The sequence below is a fragment of the Acinetobacter sp. ANC_7504 genome, assembly GCF_056779995.1.
The window spans coordinates 341291-360901 of sequence record NZ_JBWYIZ010000001.1; the positions used below are offsets into that span (position 1 = coordinate 341291).

The window sequence follows — 19611 nt, forward strand, 5'->3', positions numbered from 1 at the left end:
AATCTAGCCTCATTAGAGCTGCTAATTTGAATTAAAAGAATGTCAAAAAATGACTTATTAATGTCAAAAAATGACCTGATTCTGTATTTTTTAAATTCTATGCTCAAACACAGATCATCAGCTTAATGGAATAAAGGCTGAATATAAATTTAAAGATGAGATCACATAGGACACATTGTCATGAATAATTTAGTTAAAAAAATGAATGCTGTTCGAGTAGATTTGGTGAATTTTAGCGCTCGCTATATTCCCTTAGAAAATCATATCAAAGCTGCCCATGTATACCATAAATTAAAAAGTAGCCTATTTAAGAATCCTGATTTTGATCAAATTGAAGAAATTCAACTTCCAGATCCAAATGTTTGCTCCTTACAAGAGCTTGATGTCAGTAGCCCTTTTTTATACAAGCAAGGTGTATGGAAGGATACTTTTAAGCGATTACGGAAAGATGCGCCGATACATTATCAATCAAACAGTTTATTTGGTCCTTTTTGGTCGATGACACAGTACGAAGATGTCATGTATGTTGATAAAAATCATCAGCTCTTTTCTTCAGAACCGATCATTATGTTGGGTGAGCAACCGCAAGGTTTAGAGCTTGAAATGTTTATTGCGATGGATCCACCGAAGCATGATATTCAGCGTAAAGCAGTGCAGGGGGTTTTCGTACCAAAAAACTTGAAAGACATGGAAAGCTTGATTCGGACACGTACCCAAGACGTACTTGATCACTTGCCTTTAAATGAAGCTTTCGACTTTGTAGATCGAGTATCAATTGAACTGACCTCAAGAATGTTGGCGACATTGTTAGATTTTCCTTACGAAGAACGCCGTAAATTGGTCTATTGGTCTGAAATTGCATCCTCATCACCAGGTACGACAGGCGGTACGATGACTATTGAAATTACTTTTGATGGTTTAAAAGAGATGGTGAGAGATTTGTCTCAACTTTGGCATGATAAGGCTGCACGTATAAAAGCAGGTGAGGCTTCAAGTTTTGACTTGATGAGTATGCTTATTCGGAGTGATGAGACAAATGATCTGATTCAGCGACCATTAGAGTTTCTGGGGAATTTGGCATTATTAATCGTAGGCGGGAATGATACGACTCGTAACTCGATGTCGGGCGGGGTTTACGCAATGCATTTGTTCCCTCAGGAATTAGGCAAGCTGAAGAATAATCCTGATCTGTTGCCTAATATGGTTAGTGAAATTATTCGTTGGCAGACACCATTGGCGTATATGCGCCGTGTAGCGACTCAAGATCTAATTTATAAAGGTCAGTATATCCGTAAAGGTGACAAAGTTGTTATGTGGTATGCGTCTGCTAACCGTGATGAAACTGTGTTTGAAAATGCGGATGAATTTCGTATTGACCGTGAAAATGTGAAAAAACATCTATCATTTGGTTATGGAATTCATCGCTGTATGGGTAGTCGTTTAGCTGAGATGCAATTGACCATTCTTTGGGAGGAGATTCTCAAACGTTATGACAGAATTGAAGTACTTGAAGAACCCGAAATTGTTCAGTCTAATTTTGTTCGTGGATATTCTAAGATGATGGTAAAGCTGCATCCAAAGTCAGAATCTAAATAGTTCAAAATCCCTCATATTAGATGAGGGATGTTTTTATGTGTCGTGAAAAAGAGATAGGATTTGATCATAAATTATAACTCAAGCATCTACATACATTTGGATAAATGGAGCAGTGTCAGCGTCTTGCCGTTGGCCGAAGATGAGGCGAGGGGTTTGCAGAAAAATTTTCATATAGATAGGAATTAATAAATGATATTTTATTAGATTGTAGAAAGTTAAATATTTATAAGCTAAGAAAATGTTCACAGAAATTCATCAGTTTTTTGAAGAAAATTTGAAAGATTATTCTAATTTAAATCAAAATGATTTAATTATTGAAACGAAAATGATTAGTTTTGCTAAAGATAGAGGGATTTCTATAGCTGGGGTGGTAAAAGGTGATCCGAGTAGGTTTATTGAATTAGGTTGGTTAACTGTAGATAGCAATAACTTATTTCATCCATTTAGAATATATCCATTTTTGAGGGCAGTACAGCTATGTAAGCTAAGACACACTGCAACCTCATCAATTAATCGTGATTCATTTCAGGATTTTTTAAGGCGTGTAAGTGACTCTTTACCTTCTTTAGAGTTAATTGAAGCTGAAGTACAGCTAGCTAATCAAATTAGTAATTTAGCTATACTCTTAGAACCAATATATTGGCCTAAGATCACGAATAAAACAAAACTTAGATTTCCATATTGCTCAACTCCAGAAGAGTTTGATGAGACATTATTTCCTTATAAAAATAAAATTTTAGCTTATGTTAAGACTTTGGATATCGAAACTTGGCGGTCAAATCATGAAAAATTAAGAATAGGAGCTGCAAAACTCGATGATAACTATGAATTGTATATGATGCTCCGTTTAGCTCCTTGGACTAAAAGGGAAAAAATCACCGGGAATATTGGTGGTGCTTTGTGGCTTAGACATATTGCTGAAGTTATACGATTAGCATTTCAAGAAGCGCATGGTGTTCAATGGGCTGAAGAATATGAAGCATTTGGTTTTTGGCATGAAGGTGCTAGAACAAAATTATATGGATCAGAAAGGCCGATTGAAAATGGACTCACCACTAGACCTCGCCTTGCTTTCGAATTTGGATTACACACTGGTAGCACAATAAGATGGTATTTAGAGGGCGAAACTGAGTATCAAGCGGCATTACATATTTTACCAAAAGCTGCTCTTGCTGGTATTGAATTCATTAATTTAAAAGGTGTTTTTCAGGAAAATGCAAATGCACCAATGCGACTCGAAGATCATTTGAAAAGTGACAGAGAATTAAAAAGATTCAGCTTTATTTCTTTTGATGGTGATGTTTCAAGAAATGTTAGCTTTTTTGGAAAACAATTAGAAAAAAATAATATTGTTGGTTACATCAATGTTAATTATCCTGATTTTGAGTTTGAAAACTTTACATTAAATGAGCTTATTGAAATAGCAATTTCATTAGATGAAAAGCTAGGGTTTAATTCTGAGAGATTGAGATCAGGAGATAGAGAAAGTATTAAGTCTGGGAAAGCCTTTGAAAAATATTATAGAGAATATTCAGATCGTAAAAATTCATTAAAAGGTAAGGAGTGGGGTGAAGCTTTAGCTAGCTACGCTTTAGATAATCCATTAAAAGAAGATACTAATCAGAGACGTACTTTCCTACAAACTATAGATCAAATTTTACATGCAAGACGAGTTTTATATGATTATCAGTATGATGCTTTTAAAATAGATTTAAATGATTTTAAAATTAAAGAGAAAGATGAATCTATATGAAATGTAAAAAACCCCGCACTCAGCGGGGTTTTTTATACTTAAAGATAATTAAGCATTTTCACGAGCAATCGCACGGTAACCAATATCTTTACGATATTGGACACCGTCGAAAGTCACTTTCTGGCAAAGCTCTAAAGCTTTTGCTTGTGCTTCACCAATGGTATTGCCAAGTGCAGTAACGCAAAGTACACGACCACCAGCAGTTACGATGTCACCATTCTCATTGGCTTTCGTGCCTGCATGGAATACTTTCGCATCTGCCATTTCCGTATCTAAACCAGAAATCACATCGCCATTGCTAGAGGTTTCAGGGTAGCCCTTGGATGCAAGTACGATACCGACAGTTTTACGCTCATCCCATTCAGCTTCTGCAGGAAGTTTACCTTCAATACCTGCTTCAACTAAATCAACTAAAGATGATTTTAAACGCATCATGATCGGTTGAGTTTCAGGGTCACCAAAACGACAGTTAAACTCGATTACTTTAGGCTGACCTTGTTCATCAATCATCAAACCTGCGTATAAGAAACCTGTATAAACGTGCCCGTCTTTTTTCATACCTTCAACGGTAGGACGCATCACTTCATTCATGGTTTTTTCAAAAACTTCAGCCGTTACCACAGGAGCAGGAGAGTAAGCACCCATACCACCAGTATTAGGACCTTGGTCACCTTCAAAGATACGTTTATGATCTTGTGACGTAGCCATAGGTAAAATGTTGTCGCCATCAATCATACAAATGAAAGATGCTTCTTCACCTGCCAAGAACTCTTCGATGACAACGCGTGAACCTGCATCACCAAATTTGTTGCCTGCAAGCATGTCGTCAATCGCATCAAACGCTTCTTGATTGGTCATCGCAACGATCACGCCTTTACCTGCAGCAAGACCATCGGCCTTGATCACGATTGGCGCGCCATTTTTCTCAACAAATGCTTTTGCTGCATCGACTTCTGTAAATACATCATAAAAAGCAGTTGGGATGTTGTGGCGTTTTAAGAAATGCTTAGCAAATGCTTTAGAGCCTTCTAATTGGGCTGCAAATTGGGTAGGACCCCATATTTTCACACCTGCAGCGCGACAAGCATCGACTACACCATTTACAAGCGGTGCTTCAGGACCGACAACAATCAGATCCACGGCATTATTTTTTGCAAAGTCGATAATGGCAGGGTTGTCTAAAATGTTAAGTGCTACATTTTCACATTTTGGTTCAGTTGCTGAGCCCGCATTACCTGGTGCAACAAAAACTTTAGCTACTTTTTCATCTTGAGCGATTTTCCATGCCAATGCATGTTCACGACCGCCATTACCCAAAACTAAAATATTCATCGGTTCATACTCCATGAATCGAAAATGACATAAAGTCCTCAACTAAATGAATAGAAGAGGACTTTAGGCAAGATTAAAAATCTCTTATCAGTGTTATAGGTGACTTATGAGAAGTCATCATGACACGAACCATTAATTAATGACGGAAATGACGCATGCCAGTGAACACCATTGCAATACCTGCTTCGTCAGCAGCAGCAATCGTTTCTTCATCACGCATAGAACCACCCGGTTGGATAATACATTTGATACCTGCTTTAGCAGCGTTATCAATGCCATCACGGAATGGGAAGAATGCATCAGATGCCATTACCGCACCTTCAACTACAAGGCCAGCATGTTCAGCTTTGATCGCAGCAATACGAGCAGAGTTTACGCGGCTCATTTGACCTGCGCCTACACCAATCGTTTGACGGTTTTTAGCATAAACAATTGCGTTTGATTTCACGTATTTCGCAACTTTCCAAGCAAAGATCATGTCATCAATTTCTTGTTCAGTTGGGGCACGTTTCGTCACAACTTTAAGATCATCTTTAGTAATCATACCTAAGTCTTGATCTTGAACGAGTAAACCACCGTTTACACGTTTGTAGTCCATTTGTGGAGCACGTTCGTCAATTGCAGGTAATTCGCCACATACAAGTACACGTACGTTTTTCTTCGCACCTGTAACTTCTAATACACCTTCAGCAACGCTTGGTGCAATAATCACTTCAACAAATTGACGATCAACAATCGCTTGTGCAGTTGCAACGTCTAATTCACGGTTAAACGCAATGATGCCACCGAATGCAGATTCTGGATCAGTTGCATATGCAAGGTCATATGCAGCTTTAATACCGTCTAAAGAGACTGCAACGCCACATGGGTTTGCGTGTTTTACAATCACACATGCAGGTTTAGCGAATGATTTCACACATTCAAGTGCTGCATCAGTATCTGCGATGTTGTTATAAGATAATTCTTTACCTTGTAACTGTTTAGCAGTAGACACAGAAGCTTCAGTTGCAGCAGGGTCAACATAGAATGCAGCAGATTGATGTGGATTTTCACCGTAACGTAAATCTTGAGCTTTATTTAATTGCGTATTGAATGTACGTGCAAATTGATCAGCTTGACCTTCTTCTTTACCAACGCGAGCGCCTAAGTAAGATGCGATCATACCGTCGTACTGAGCAGTATGTTCAAATGCTTTAACTGCTAAGTCAAAACGAGTTGCATATGAAAGTGAGCCTTCAGCTTTAAGCTCAGCAACTACAGTCGCATAGTCAGATGCATTTACAACGATACCTACAGACGCATGGTTTTTCGCAGCAGCACGAACCATCGTTGGACCACCGATGTCGATATTTTCAATCGCATCAGCAAGTGAGCAGTTAGGTTTTGCAACAGTTGCAGCAAATGGATAAAGGTTTACCACAACTAAATCGATCGCATCGATGTTGTGTTCAGCCATCACAGCTTCATCTAGACCACGACGAGCCAAGATACCACCGTGGATTTTCGGATGAAGTGTTTTTACACGTCCGTCCATCATCTCTGGGAAACCAGTGTGCTCTGAAACTTCGACTACAGCAATATTGTTGTCACGTAACAACTTATAAGTACCGCCAGTAGATAAAATTTCTACCCCTAGAGCAACAAGGTCTTGGGCAAATTCAACAATGCCTGTTTTATCAGAAACAGAGATTAATGCGCGTTTAATAGTCATGATTTAGTCACAGTTATCAAGAATTAAAACAAAAAAGCTAAATAGCAGGTAAAAAAAATGCCCGCGGAAGCCGCAAGCATTTTATCATTTATTCACTCATTAAACCGTGAGCTTTCAACTTTTTACGTAAAGTACCACGGTTAAGGCCTAGAATCTCAGCAGCGCGAGTCTGGTTGCCACGTGTATATTCTAACACTACAGATAAAAGAGGTTTCTCCATTTCTGCTAAAACCATGTCATAAACTTGAGATGGTTGCTCGCCTTGCAATTGTGCAAAATAATGGCGAACTGCGCGATCTACGTGAATACGAAGAGCGACATCAGATTGTGCAGTAAAAATAGGAGATTTGCTATTCATGCGAGTTAATCCGAGAATCAATAATCACTTAGGGTAAAAGTGATTTTGTGGTCAAAATAAAAAAACGAGCTCCGTTTTAGGTCCTAAAACGGTCGACTCTAAAACAAGAACAATTAGCTTGCCACAACTAGAGCAATTGAGTGAAAAATAAGCGTAACAATAGTTTAATATTTGTTACGGTTCCACATAAAACAAAAAACATCCCTGATGCGCTGAATAAAAAATCAAGCACATGAACAGAACTGTATTTATTTTGAGAAATTGCGAGGAGTTTGCGGTACAAAGCTTTCGTGGCGCGTATCATACCATTGTCTATGAAAAAGTGAGCAAGAAAACTACATTTTTTTTAATTTTTTTATCGTTTTTTTTGATCTTATGGTCGTATAACTTCCAATTTATAATTGTCAAACTCAGATTGGGAAAAATTTATACTAAATTTGAAACCAAATGGACTGTCTTGAGGAATTCGTGTAATTCCATGCAAACTTTCTACTAAATATTCATTGGGTGCTTTAATAGAGGATGAAATCAATTTACCTTGTTGAAAAATGCTTATTTTCAACAGAGGCAGTTTTAGCCCTTTGCTATATTGGTTCACCAAGTGACCTGAAAAAACAGTGGAGATCGCTGATGTTGACTCAATATTGAGGTCTTGTACTTTTATATGGGTATAGCGTTCATCAAGCGTGTCACAATTAAATAAGTTACATGCTGATATAAATGCCTGATTTAGCGCAGGTGAGCGTTGCAATACATTTGGGTTAAACCATAAAAATTGAAAAACCAGTAATAACGCTAAAATTGTATTTACGATCGCCCATGTCGCAATATAAAGCCTAGTTCTTGGTTTCGATTGGCTATTGGCATGGATTGATGATGAAAGATTTAAAGAAGGGTAGTTGGTAATCGGATCATGATTGAACGTATTTAAGTTATTTAAATACGTACGCAAGGTTATGTTTGAATTTGCAACTTTACGATCGAAAATATCCAATAGGTGTTGTTCTTGTTTAGGTTCAATCACATCTTCAGATGGTGCTGTACTGTCTTGGGCTTCTGTGATTAAAGGTTCAATCACTTTCGGTTGAGGATTGAATAGATGTAGAAGCGCATTAAACTCAGCAGAACATTTAGGACAACAAACCATACCCTCGGCAACAGTTAACTGGGTGACTGATACCTTGTAAATTGTGGAGCAATTTGGGCAGCGGGTTTGTTTATCACTCATATCTTAAATTAAGCTCTACTTATTTATGGCGTTTCCCAGAAAGACGGTACCAATTTTCATCACGCTTTTCTTTGTCTAATATATCAAAAAAATCAGCATAAACACGAGAAACATCATCAACTTGCTCCTCAATAATACCGGCTAGTGCGAATTCACCCTCAGGTTGAATGAGTGTTGAAAACTCCTCAGCAAGTGCCATCAGTGGGCCAGCAAGAATATTTGCGACAAATACATCTGCCTTTTGCTCACCGAGTGCTTGATTAAATTCTTCAGGTAAGCCGACATATAAATTTTCGAGAACGCCATTTAATTCAGCATTTTGTTGTGTAGCGAGTACAGCTTGAGGATCAATATCTGTTGCATATACTTTTTTTGCACCCAGCAATAGGGCAGCAACACCTAGAATGCCAGAACCACAGCCGTAATCGATGACGATTTTGTCTTTTACATCGGTTTTACCTAACCATTGTAGGCAGAGGAATGTTGAAGCATGATTACCTGTACCAAAAGCTAGGCCTGGATCTAATTTAATATTGACCGCATCCGCTTCAGGTGCTTCCATCCACTCAGGCACGATCCAATATTTTTCACCAATTTGAATTGGCTCATATGCATCCATCCAAGTGCGTTCCCACTCTTGATCTTCGATAAACTCATAACGTAAAGGCGCTTCAGGCATCTGGTCTTTAATGAAAGTTTCTAGTGCGACGACATCGATTTCTTCATCATCTTCTTGAGCGTAAATACCCGTTACGATGACTTTGTTCCAAAGCGGCGTCTCACCTGGAAGTGGTTCTAATAACGCTTGATCTTCTGCATCATCTAGCGTCACACTGACTGCACCAAGAGATAATAATAATGTTTCAGTAAAATCAACTTGTGCTTGATCGACAGTAATATGGATTTGTAACCACTTCACAGTAAAAAAACCTAAATATGCAATACGAGAGTTAGCATTGTACTGTATTCGCTTTAAGAATGCAGATAAAACCTGAAGCATAAATAAAGGCACGATTACAGTGCCTTTAAGATGAGTTGGTTAACTCAAATTAATATCAGTTAATTTGTGAGTGGTTTCGAGTTAACTCAGCCGGATGGTCTAATGGTGCAAAACGATTCAGCAACATGCCGAAAATAGCAGCGAAGATATACATAAAGATTGAATAAACAGCTGCTGGCATCGCAATTTCGCTGCTATTCATTATCGTGATTGCAATCGCCATGGCCAAAGTACTGTTATGGATACCAATTTCAAAAGCACACGCTCTTGCTTGAAAACTCGGTACACCAAAGAAGCGAGGGAGAAAATAACCGACGCTAAGACTTGCGATACAAAATAACGCTGTCGCCAAACCAATTTGAGCAAGATAATTCATAATGTTGGCACGTTCAGAAAGTACTGCACCGACAATAATTAACACTAAGAATACAACGGCAAAAATACGCACTGGTTTTTCTAGTTTAGTTGCAACATTTGGAAATTTGTAGCGCACAAACATACCGAGGGCAACTGGAATAAGAATAATGGCAAACACTTGTAAAATTTTACTAAATTGTAGACCAATTTGAGTTGAATCCTGAATGAAATGGGTGATTGCAAAATTCACGATCAGCGGCAAGGTCACTGCAGCAATAATGGCATTAATCGCAGTCAAGGTGATGTTGAGCGCAACATCACCTTTATATAAATAGCTAAACAGATTGGCTGTCGCACCCCCTGGTGAGGCAGCAAGCAACACTAAGCCGACAGCCAAGTAAGGCGTAAGATTGAGTATTTTACATATAATAAATGCAACGCCAACCAAAATGACGAGTTGGGAAAATAATGCGATGAGCACTGCTTTAGGGTGTTTGCGAACGCGTAGAAAATCTTGAACAGTGAGTTCAAGTCCTAAACCCGCCATCACAATTGCAAGTGCTAAAGGTAAAAAAATCGTGAGGATCCCTGTGTCCATAAATTCATCCTGAATTTTGTTGTGTTATATGTAAATAGATCGTTATTTTTAAGTTGGTTTTATCGTTATCAATAAATAAAAGCAACCAATTTTTCAATTGGTTGCATAAATGGTCGAATTTAAAAAAATTGGGTTAAGACGCTTTTGGCATCGGTGGCGCATATCCGAGTGCACATTTGCCTTTATATTCTTGACCTTCGATATTTACTGAAACACTCGCTGCATCAGACTTACAAGCTGAATTAAGCTGCTCTTCATTTCCTTTCAAATCTTTACTTTGGGTTGGGAAAAATTGAGTTTGGCAAGTACCATTCCAAATGATTCCTTTATATGGGAAACTGACAGCATCACCTTCGCTTTTACCCTTACATACGCTTTGGAATTGTTTGGCATTATAGGCATTATCAACTTTGTCATTCGCAATACTCATACTACTTACGCTTAGACCCAAACAACATAACATTGACATCGTAAATAACTGGACTTTCATGTTCGTATACTCTTGTTAAAAAATATGACATGATTATGTTGAAAAAATAGTCAAATCAATGGAAGGGCAATGCTGTAAATAAATTTTCTAAATTGTTAAAAAATCACTTAAATCTGCAAAATTTATAAATTTTTATATCAATATGGTTTATATTATTGGACTTCAAAAAAATTAGAATTAAATTGTTCTCGATTGTCTCAAGGCAAACAAAATTTGCTATAATTTTCTGTCATTATTTTTATCTCCTCATATACCACTATGCATTATCCTAAAGTTTACGATGTCATTGTTATCGGTGGCGGACACGCTGGTACAGAAGCAGCGCTTGCTGCGGCACGTATGGGTCGACAGACTTTACTCTTAACTCATAATATTGAGACTTTAGGGCAGATGAGCTGTAACCCAGCGATTGGTGGTATTGGTAAATCACACCTTGTTCGCGAAATTGATGCCTTAGGTGGTGCGATGGCACTCGCTGCAGACAAGGGTGGTATTCAGTTCCGTATTCTGAACTCACGTAAAGGTGCTGCAGTTCGTGCAACGCGTGCGCAGGCTGACCGTGTACGTTATAAAGCGGCTATTCGCGAAACATTAGAAAATCAAGCCAATCTTGATATTTTCCAACAAGCAGCAGATGATCTCATTGTTGACGGCGATACCGTTAAAGGTGTGGTAACACAAATGGGGATTCGCTTTGATGCGAAAACAGTCGTGTTAACCGCTGGTACATTCTTGGGTGGCGTGATTCATGTTGGTCTTGAGAAATCAAGCGGCGGTCGTGCAGGTGATCCACCTTCAATTTCTTTAGCGCACCGTTTACGTGAGCTTCAATTGCCAGTAGGTCGTTTAAAAACAGGTACGCCACCACGTATTGATGCACGTTCTGTAGATTTCTCTGTGATGACACCACAGCCGGGTGATTTCCCATCACCAACGATGTCATTTATGGGTGATGCATCTATGCACCCAGAGCAAGTCAACTGCTACATCACGCATACCAATGAAAAAACACATGAGATTATCCGTGGCGGCCTAGACCGTTCACCAATGTATACTGGTGTGATTGAAGGTGTAGGTCCACGTTACTGTCCGTCAATCGAAGATAAAATTCATAAATTTGCCGATAAAGATTCTCATCAAGTATTCCTTGAGCCTGAAGGCCTAGATACACATGAACTTTATCCAAATGGTATTTCTACATCGCTTCCATTTGATGTTCAGTTTGAGTTAGTACGCTCAATCCGTGGTATGGAAAATGCGCACATTCTTCGTCCGGGTTATGCGATTGAATATGATTACTTCAACCCACAAGCTTTGAAATTCACTTTAGAGACTAAAGCGATTAATAACTTGTACTTTGCGGGTCAAATTAACGGTACGACAGGTTATGAAGAAGCCGGTGCACAGGGTTTACTTGCAGGTTTGAATGCTGCACGCCGTGCGTGGGATCAAGAACAATGGACACCGAAGCGTGATGAAGCGTACATGGGTGTATTGGTCGATGACTTAATCACTTTAGGTACGAAAGAACCGTACCGTATGTTTACCTCACGTGCGGAATATCGTTTGATGCTTCGTGAAGATAATGCAGACCAACGTTTGACACCAATCGGTCGTGAAATGGGTCTTGTGGATGACGAGCGTTGGGCAGCGTACTGCGAAAAAATGGAAGCGGTTGAGCGTGAAACAGGTCGTTTACAACATCTTTGGGCTGCACCTAACAATCCAATGGGTAAAAAATTCGTTGAAATGACAGGTGCGGATCTTTCTAAAGAATGTTCTGCAATTGATTTGTTGAAACGTCCGAACATTACTTTTGCTCAAATTGCGGAACTCACTGGTTCTGATGTTTCTGCTCAAGTGGGTGACCAAATTGAGATTGCAGTTAAATATGAGGGTTATATTAACCGTCAGCATCAGGATGTAGCGCAAATGAAGCGCTTAGAAGAGACTAAGATTCCAGCCGATTTTAATTATGACGTGGTATCTGGTTTATCTCGTGAAATTACTTTGAAACTCAAAGAAGTTCGCCCTGAAACTCTCGCTCAAGCAAGTCGTATTCCGGGCGTTACACCTGCTGCTGTTCAATTGGTGATGATTACGATTCGTAAGAATGCACAAACTAAAAAATCTGCTTAAGCCTGTTGCAGTCCAAAAAACCCGCTTGATGCGGGTTTTTTTGATCCTCATATAACGATTTATTCATAAATAAGATAAATAATTTATTATTTACGTTTAACAAGAATAGAGATTAATAAAGAAATTATGATTATTTCTCAATCCAAGTTGATGTCGTTATATTGATTCTACGTTCACAACAAAGAGGAAAGGCCATGACGATGAAGCGTATTCGTTATAATGGTTATGAAATTGCATGCTGCACGATGTAAATCATAATCCAACGACATTGAAAAGTGTACGTGGGCTAAAGGGGAGTTTAGTTCACGTATTTAAACTCAACACAATAAGAAATCAGCGCAATACTGAAAATATGATAATAAAAAATCTTCAGAGCCAATTTGGCTCTTTTTTAATTTTCAATTTCATGAACGGCGTTAAATACATCGAGCGGTTCAATACGAATGATTTTTTTGCCGAAGCTTCTGAGCCACCAAACCAATTGTGAAGTAAAGGGCACATTAGCCACCACTTTAAAGAGATCATCAGATACTTGTGTGATGGATTGATCTTTACTGAGTTGGCTTTCGGAAAAGTAAAGTGCATCAGCTTTATTCATAAAGAGTTCGAGTTGAACGAGCTCAGTGGGTTTATTGAAATCAACTCTGAAGCCGAGCGCACCAGATTCAATGTAAGCATCAATATCAAAGTCAACAGGGTGTAAGGCGCGTTGCTCTAGAACTTTTGCAGATTTAAAACGATGTAAAGCAAAGGTTTGAACTTCTGATTTGTCATGTCGAGTACAAATCAAATAAATGATTGAACCCTTTTGAACCAATGCAAGCGGGTTTAAGGTATAACTACGTTCTTCACTTTCAGGTCCACGCGCACGATATATGCATTCGATCTGTTTATCTTGTAATAGACCTTCATAAATGGCTTGCTGCGCATGTTTCTCTACAACAGGAGGGATCAAGGGCTGGCTTGCTGGGACAATACGGACACGGTTAATCCACTGACGTACGTTATTTTGTGTAGATAAGCTGCGTTTTGCAAGTTCGAACCAAGGGTTCATCTCCTCAATTAAACTTGGTGGAAGCAAATGCTTCAAATGTTCTTCAACCATCATAAAGGTGACTGCTTGTGAGCTGGTCATATGCGGCAAGCTTTGAATAGGGGCATCTGATCGCCAACGCCAACCTTGTGGTACAGTTTTATTACTCTCAATAGGAAATCTTTGAGAAATTTGATTTAAATCACGTTGAATGGTTCTTAAACTGATTTCAATACCTTCTCTTTGCAGGGTCTCTTGCAACTCTCGTGTACCCATCCATTTACCAGTGGTTAAGCGTGAAAGAATTTGCCACTGTCGATATAAGCTATTCGATGTTTCTTTTTCTTGAGAGGACATAATCAACTAATGAATAAAGAGAAAATATTTTTCAAACACACAATAAAAAATCTTTAAGAGATAAGCAAGCATGGAAAGTGAAGCTATTGACTATATTTCGATACATCTTTAGGCCATTTTTCGTTGTGAATGCTTCAAAAATGGGGCATTAATAGATGAATAGGTAAATTTTTGGCATTGAAATTGCTTAATTTTGTTTACAATTGATAACAATTAAGAGGTATGTATGCTAAAAGAGGAAAAAGATACCACTTCAATTCTCGCAAATTTTAAGGCTGATCATACCGTCGAAGCTTTCGAAAAATCTAAGCAGATCGAAGTTAAACAAAACAGCACTGCGTACTTGTTCGATCAACTTAAATCTGAATTTTATAATGAACTTTTAGATGATAAAACGATTGGCTTAGAGGCATCTAGCAAAATCGAAAATTGGTTATGTGAAAGAAGCTTGGATGAGCTGAAATCATTAAATCATCAAGCGAAGGAACATTTCCTCTATCAGGGCATTACATTTACAGTCTATGGTGATGCTGAGGGTACAGATCGTATTATTCCTTATGACTTAATTCCACGTGTAATTGCCAAACAACAATGGCACAAAATAGAGCAAGGCTGTGCACAAAGAGTGCAAGCATTGAACTTTTTTTTAGATGATATTTACCATAATCAGGCGATTTTAAAAGATGGTTTAGTGCCTGAGCTGCAAGTGCTCACTCATGAGGCATACCAACCATTGATGTATAAACATTCATTGAAAGGTAAAGTTTATAGTCAAATTAGCGGAATCGATATTATTCGTGATCAGCAAGGTGACTTCTTTGTATTAGAAGACAATTTAAGAACACCATCAGGCGTGTCTTATATGTTGGAAAGTCGAAAAATTAGTGAAAAAATGATGCCCGAACTTTGTAAGTCATCAAATTTACAAGGTGTAGAGCAATACCCACAACTTTTAAGACAAATACTCGAGGAAAATGCTGAAGTAGATAATCCATTTATCGTGGTGCTTACACCGGGTCGATATAACAGTGCATATTATGAGCATTGCTTCCTCGCACGTGAGATGGATGTTCCTCTAGTTACAGGTCAGGATTTATTTGTTGAAAATGCTAAGGTCTATGCCAAAACCGTTTGGGGTAAAAAACAAGTCGATGTAATTTACCGACGCCTAGATGATGGATTTCTTGATCCATTGTGTTTTATGCCAGACAGTACATTAGGTGTACCTGGCCTAATGTCTGCATACTTACAACACAATGTCGTGATTGCAAATGCGCCTGGCACGGGGGTAGCAGATGACAAATCAATCTATCCTTATGTCGATAAAATGATTGATTACTATCTAAACCAGAAGCCAATTTTAAATAACGTACCGACTTACCAATGTCGTGAACGTGAAGAACTCGATTATGTACTTTGTAATTTAGAAAAGTTAGTGGTTAAAGAGGCGCAAGGTTCAGGCGGTTATGGCATGTTAATTGGTCCTAAAGCGACCGAACAAGAAATTGAACAATTTAGATTAAAGTTAATTGCACAGCCGCATGCTTACATTGCACAACCAACTTTAGCGCTTTCAGTCGCTCCCACTTTAACTGAATTCGGCATCGCTGAACGCCATATTGATTTAAGACCGTTTATTTTAAGTTCACCGTATCGTACAGAAATCGTGCCGGGAGGTTTAACCCGAGTTGCGATGCAAGAAGGGGCATTAGTTGTAAATTCATCGCAGGGTGGTGGCATTAAAGATACGTGGGTTATAGATCCGCTACATTCATAAATATACAACCAGGAGCTTGTCATGATTATATTAAACAGCAATGCACAAAATATTTACTGGGTTGGCCGTTATTTATCTCGTATTCAACATTTATGTGGTCAGTTTCCATTTCAAGATGATGTTCAAGCATTGCAGTATGCCCATGCTTTTTGCTTACCTGCTTTTAATGCGTGTTCGCTCAATGAGCTGATTCTGAGTAATGATCAGCCAGCTTCTTTTTTTCAACAATTTGAATATGTGAAAAATAATATTCAAGATTTACGTGGTGTATTGTCAGTTCAGGCTTATTCAGAATTACAACAGATGGTGGATACAGCGACACAAAATGCAGGATTAATTTGTACTGTTGTTGATGAGTGTAGCGATATTCTAGAAGCTGAAAATGAAGACATTTTTCTGTTTTTTAGTCTAGGACAATATTTCGAAAATCTTGATCGTGAAATAAGATTGAATCAGGATGTTAATTCTACAATCAATTCTTTAAGTGTTGTGATTGAACTGTTGAAATCTAAAGGATGGGACAGTTTAGATGAGGCTTGGCAACATCTTTTAGCGCATCCAAATGCTAATAGCTTTTACCAATTGAATGATCAGGTGCAATGTTTATTTGAGGTGGATGCATGAAATTGATGATTAATCATCAAACCCATTATGAATATACGGAAACAGCAAAAAATAGTATCCAATATATACGAATGTGTCCTCAAAGTAATGCTCACCAAAAAGTAGATGCTTGGTCAGTGAGTATTCCTGGTCATAAGGTCGAAGCAATAGATGCCTTTAATAATATTTGGATCACTTCGACTCAGCGCTATGCATATCAAAATTTAAGTATTATGGCGCAGGGCATTATTGAAATCGATACAGTTTCAGAACAAGCTATTGAGTCAGAAGTGCCAGTCGGTATTTTTCTACAAATTACCCCAGCGACTCAATGTGATGCTGAAATGAAAGCTTTTGCAGCTCAGCATGTGAGTAAAAAGACTCGTGATGAATTAAAACATTTAAGTTCTGCATTGCTTGAGCATATGCCATATATTTCAGATTCTACTCAAGTGAATACTACGGCAATAGATGCATTCCATCATCAACAAGGGGTATGTCAGGATCATACTCATGTATTTGTAGGTATGTGTAGAGAGTTAAATATTCCTGCGCGCTATGTTTCTGGATATCTTTACGTTCCGGAAATGATTCATTTGGCGAGCCATGCTTGGGCTGAAGCTTATATAGATGGAGTTTGGTATACATTTGATGTTAGCAATCAGCTCTATACGCCAAGTTCACACATTTATATTGCATTAGGGCGTGATTATTGGGACGTTGCACCTATCAGAGGTGTGCGAGAAGCTGGTGGCGTGGAGAGTATGACGACCATCGTTCAGGTATTACCGTGTTAGAACAAAATTTAGAAGAGATATTTCAATGACCTATTGTTGTGCTATGCGTTTACGTGATGGCTTAATTTGTATCAGTGACACGCGAACAAATGCAGGTGTAGATCATATCTCTGTATTTCGTAAACTTTATCTTTTCAGTGTTGAGGGTGAGCGTTTTATCAGTATACAAACTGCGGGTAATTTGGCGACGACACAAGCCGTTATAGGACATTTGCAGAATCAGCTAGATTTAAAACACGAACCTAATTTGTATAGTGTGAATAGCATGTTCGAGATGGCTGAATTGGTTGGTCATACTTTAAAGCGTGTCATTATGGATGTGACTACTGATCAACTAGAGCAAAGTAATTATCACTGTACGATTTTACTTTCTGGTCAAATTCAAGGGGAGGATATTCAGTTATATAATATTTATCCTCAGGGTAATTTTATCAATGCGACGTCAGATACGCCCTTTTTTCAGATTGGGGAAAGTAAATACGGTAAACCAATTTTAGATCGTGCATTAAATTACAATACTGAGTTAGATGAAGCATTAAGATGCGGTTTAATTTCATTTGATTCAACCCTTAGATCTAATGTTTCTGTGGGCTTACCACTAGATGCATGTATTTATAAAAAAGATAGTTTTGCGATTCCATTGTCTAAACGTATTCATGATGATGATCCATATTTCTCATCTATTAGTAAACTTTGGTCAGATACTTTGCGTCAAGGATTAAACGGTTTGCCACGTCCAACAGCAGACTATTGGCAATAATTTTGCTTTATGATTAAGTTTAGATTAAATTGAGTTGCATTGAATATTAAATCATTACTATAAAAATTAGGGGAAGCAATGCAACAGTTCAGTTATGCGAGTGTGTCAACTGCAGATGCAAGTCGGTTATTGATTGATGTTCGTGAAATCTTGACTGAAGCCCGTCATTTCAATTTTGAGCATCAAATTTCTGGAGCACTTTATTATGCAGATGGGCACTATTTTCAATGTCTAGAGGGTGATGAAGCCACACTAGATATATTGTTGCAAAAGCTTCACAAGGATAAACGCCATCATCAAATTCGCCTATTTCAGCGAAAAAATATTGAAAAAAAACAATTTCAAGAATGGTCTATGAAGTTTGTAGGACGACAAAGTCCAGTGAAGCAGGCATTAATAGATATGGGATTTAGTCAATTTACGCCAACACAGTTTACTCAAGATCAAGCTGATTATTTAATTCGATTTTTGACACGCGCTCAGGATACGGATTTTCATGAACTACAACGTAATGCTGTTTAGCATTACGTTGATTGAATTCGCTCATTACATTTTGAGACGCTTCGGACGTTGGCTTAATCGACATAACAACTCATAACCAATCGTGCCATTCGCTTCAGCAACATCATCCACTAAACGATGTTTACCCCATAATTCTACTAGATCACCAATTTTTGCGTTGAGATCAGTGACATCTATGGCAATCATATCCATGGCAACCCGACCGATCACTGGGGTCAATTGACCTTTAAATGAAACTGAATTCTCACGAATAAAAGCTCTTGGATACCCGTCACCATATCCGATCGAGACAATAGCTAATTGCATAGGTCGCTGTGCAACAAAGGTTGAGCCATAACCTACAGCTTCACCTGATTGAATGGCGTTAAGTGCAATGATCTCAGCATTAAATGTCATGACAGGTTTTAAATCTAGAGCGTGGACGTCACGATCTGCAAATGGCGTTGCGCCGTACAGCATAATACCAGGACGAACATAGTCAAAATGCAATTCAGGGTATTTATAAATTGCCGCTGAATTACAACACGAAGCTAAAATTGGTGCACAATCTTGTTTTACTTCAAGAAATTGAGATATTTGTTGTTCATTTAAAGGGTGATCAACATCTGCATTAGCAAAATGCATTGCAAGTACACAGGTAAAACCTTCATTTTTTAATTGATGAATAATCGATTTGATTACATCAATTTTGAAGCCTAAACGGTTCATTCCGCTATTTAATTTAACCCATACTTTTAGATTTCTGGCGATATAAGCATCTTTAACTTGCAACAACCACTGCAGTTGTTGATGATGATGAACGATTACTTCAATATGTTGCTCAATCGCAATTTTGATTTCATCTTCAGAAAAAACACCTTCAATTAATGTGATAGGTTGTTTAAAACCTAATTCACGTATTTCAAGTGCTTCTTCTAAACATGCAACGCCAAAAGCTTCAGACTGGCTCAATGCGGCTAAGCAATCTGAGACTCCATGACCATAAGCATTTGCCTTAACCATACTTACAACTTTAGAGTTTGGTGCAAGTTGTTTCACGCGATTTAAATTGTATTGCAATGCGTGTGTGTCAATACAAACCGTTGCTTGGCGCACTCTAATTTACTCCTAGAGGCATGTGGAAAGGTTAAATCTTTTAAACTGAAAAAAAAGATAATTGTGGTCAGTTCAATTCAAGCGTTCTCAACTACGAATTGATCA

Annotated in this window: 17 protein-coding genes; 8 read left to right on the forward strand and 9 right to left on the reverse strand. The window is 38.2% G+C overall.

The genetic code is table 11. The annotated features are described in order from the left end of the window. The first annotated feature begins 180 nt into the window (after positions 1-180). Together AC1M9F_RS01685 and AC1M9F_RS01690 are read left to right on the forward strand one after the other, a co-directional pair. Positions 181-1596 (forward strand): cytochrome P450, encoded by a 1416-nt coding sequence (locus tag AC1M9F_RS01685; RefSeq protein ID WP_481596890.1) that lies wholly within the window; start codon positions 181-183, stop codon positions 1594-1596. Between the two features lie 238 nt (positions 1597-1834). Then, complete coding sequence (locus tag AC1M9F_RS01690; protein ID WP_481596891.1) at positions 1835-3349, forward strand: hypothetical protein; 1515 nt, start codon at positions 1835-1837, stop codon at positions 3347-3349. A gap of 48 nt (positions 3350-3397) precedes the next feature. On the opposite strand, the gene purD is transcribed toward AC1M9F_RS01690, so the two are convergent. From purD to AC1M9F_RS01725, 7 genes are all read right to left on the reverse strand, one after another. Further along, positions 3398-4681 carry a phosphoribosylamine--glycine ligase gene (purD, locus tag AC1M9F_RS01695; protein WP_481596892.1) on the reverse strand — a complete coding sequence of 428 codons (1284 nt, stop codon included), beginning with the start codon at positions 4679-4681 and terminating at the stop codon, positions 3398-3400. A gap of 136 nt (positions 4682-4817) precedes the next feature. Then, positions 4818-6392, reverse strand: coding sequence for a bifunctional phosphoribosylaminoimidazolecarboxamide formyltransferase/IMP cyclohydrolase (gene purH, locus AC1M9F_RS01700; RefSeq protein ID WP_092766164.1), 1575 nt, complete (start codon positions 6390-6392; stop codon positions 4818-4820). A gap of 88 nt (positions 6393-6480) precedes the next feature. Further along, positions 6481-6750, reverse strand: a complete 270-nt coding sequence (gene fis / locus AC1M9F_RS01705; protein WP_001086304.1) for a DNA-binding transcriptional regulator Fis — start codon at positions 6748-6750, stop codon at positions 6481-6483. Positions 6751-7123: 373 nt separating this feature from the next. Next, positions 7124-7978: a DUF3426 domain-containing protein gene (locus AC1M9F_RS01710; protein ID WP_481596893.1), complete on the reverse strand. Its 855-nt coding sequence runs from the start codon at positions 7976-7978 to the stop codon at positions 7124-7126. 19 nt (positions 7979-7997) lie between these two features. Continuing rightward, on the reverse strand, positions 7998-8897 hold the full coding sequence (gene prmA, locus AC1M9F_RS01715) for a 50S ribosomal protein L11 methyltransferase (RefSeq protein WP_092766267.1): 900 nt from the start codon (positions 8895-8897) through the stop codon (positions 7998-8000). Positions 8898-9033: 136 nt separating this feature from the next. After that, positions 9034-9933, reverse strand: a complete 900-nt coding sequence (locus AC1M9F_RS01720; protein ID WP_092766166.1) for a bile acid:sodium symporter family protein — start codon at positions 9931-9933, stop codon at positions 9034-9036. Positions 9934-10066: 133 nt separating this feature from the next. Next, positions 10067-10423 carry a hypothetical protein gene (locus AC1M9F_RS01725; RefSeq protein WP_035267631.1) on the reverse strand — a complete coding sequence of 119 codons (357 nt, stop codon included), beginning with the start codon at positions 10421-10423 and terminating at the stop codon, positions 10067-10069. 258 nt (positions 10424-10681) lie between these two features. On the opposite strand from AC1M9F_RS01725, the gene mnmG reads away from it, so the two are divergent. Further along, a complete protein-coding gene (gene mnmG, locus AC1M9F_RS01730; protein ID WP_035267630.1) occupies positions 10682-12562 on the forward strand; it encodes a tRNA uridine-5-carboxymethylaminomethyl(34) synthesis enzyme MnmG in 1881 nt (626 codons plus the stop codon). A 391-nt stretch (positions 12563-12953) separates the two neighbouring features. On the opposite strand, the gene AC1M9F_RS01735 is transcribed toward mnmG, so the two are convergent. Continuing rightward, positions 12954-13952: a helix-turn-helix transcriptional regulator gene (locus AC1M9F_RS01735; RefSeq protein ID WP_035267629.1), complete on the reverse strand. Its 999-nt coding sequence runs from the start codon at positions 13950-13952 to the stop codon at positions 12954-12956. 226 nt (positions 13953-14178) lie between these two features. Here AC1M9F_RS01735 and AC1M9F_RS01740 point away from each other — a divergent pair, with 226 nt between their 5' ends. From AC1M9F_RS01740 to AC1M9F_RS01760, 5 genes are all read left to right on the forward strand, one after another. Continuing rightward, positions 14179-15729 carry a circularly permuted type 2 ATP-grasp protein gene (locus AC1M9F_RS01740; RefSeq protein ID WP_481596894.1) on the forward strand — a complete coding sequence of 517 codons (1551 nt, stop codon included), beginning with the start codon at positions 14179-14181 and terminating at the stop codon, positions 15727-15729. Positions 15730-15750: 21 nt separating this feature from the next. Further along, positions 15751-16353: a hypothetical protein gene (locus tag AC1M9F_RS01745; RefSeq protein WP_481596895.1), complete on the forward strand. Its 603-nt coding sequence runs from the start codon at positions 15751-15753 to the stop codon at positions 16351-16353. Then, positions 16350-17129, forward strand: a complete 780-nt coding sequence (locus tag AC1M9F_RS01750; protein WP_481596896.1) for a transglutaminase family protein — start codon at positions 16350-16352, stop codon at positions 17127-17129. The genes AC1M9F_RS01745 and AC1M9F_RS01750 overlap by 4 nt, the downstream gene beginning before the upstream one ends. Positions 17130-17154: 25 nt before the next feature. Then, entirely contained in the window at positions 17155-17889 is a 735-nt protein-coding gene (locus AC1M9F_RS01755; protein ID WP_481596897.1) for a proteasome-type protease, read from the forward strand. Between the two features lie 78 nt (positions 17890-17967). Then, positions 17968-18411, forward strand: coding sequence for a BLUF domain-containing protein (locus AC1M9F_RS01760; RefSeq protein ID WP_481596898.1), 444 nt, complete (start codon positions 17968-17970; stop codon positions 18409-18411). A 24-nt stretch (positions 18412-18435) separates the two neighbouring features. Here AC1M9F_RS01760 and alr read toward each other — a convergent pair whose 3' ends face one another. Continuing rightward, entirely contained in the window at positions 18436-19506 is a 1071-nt protein-coding gene (gene alr, locus AC1M9F_RS01765; protein WP_481596899.1) for an alanine racemase, read from the reverse strand. Between the last annotated feature and the right edge of the window lie 105 nt (positions 19507-19611).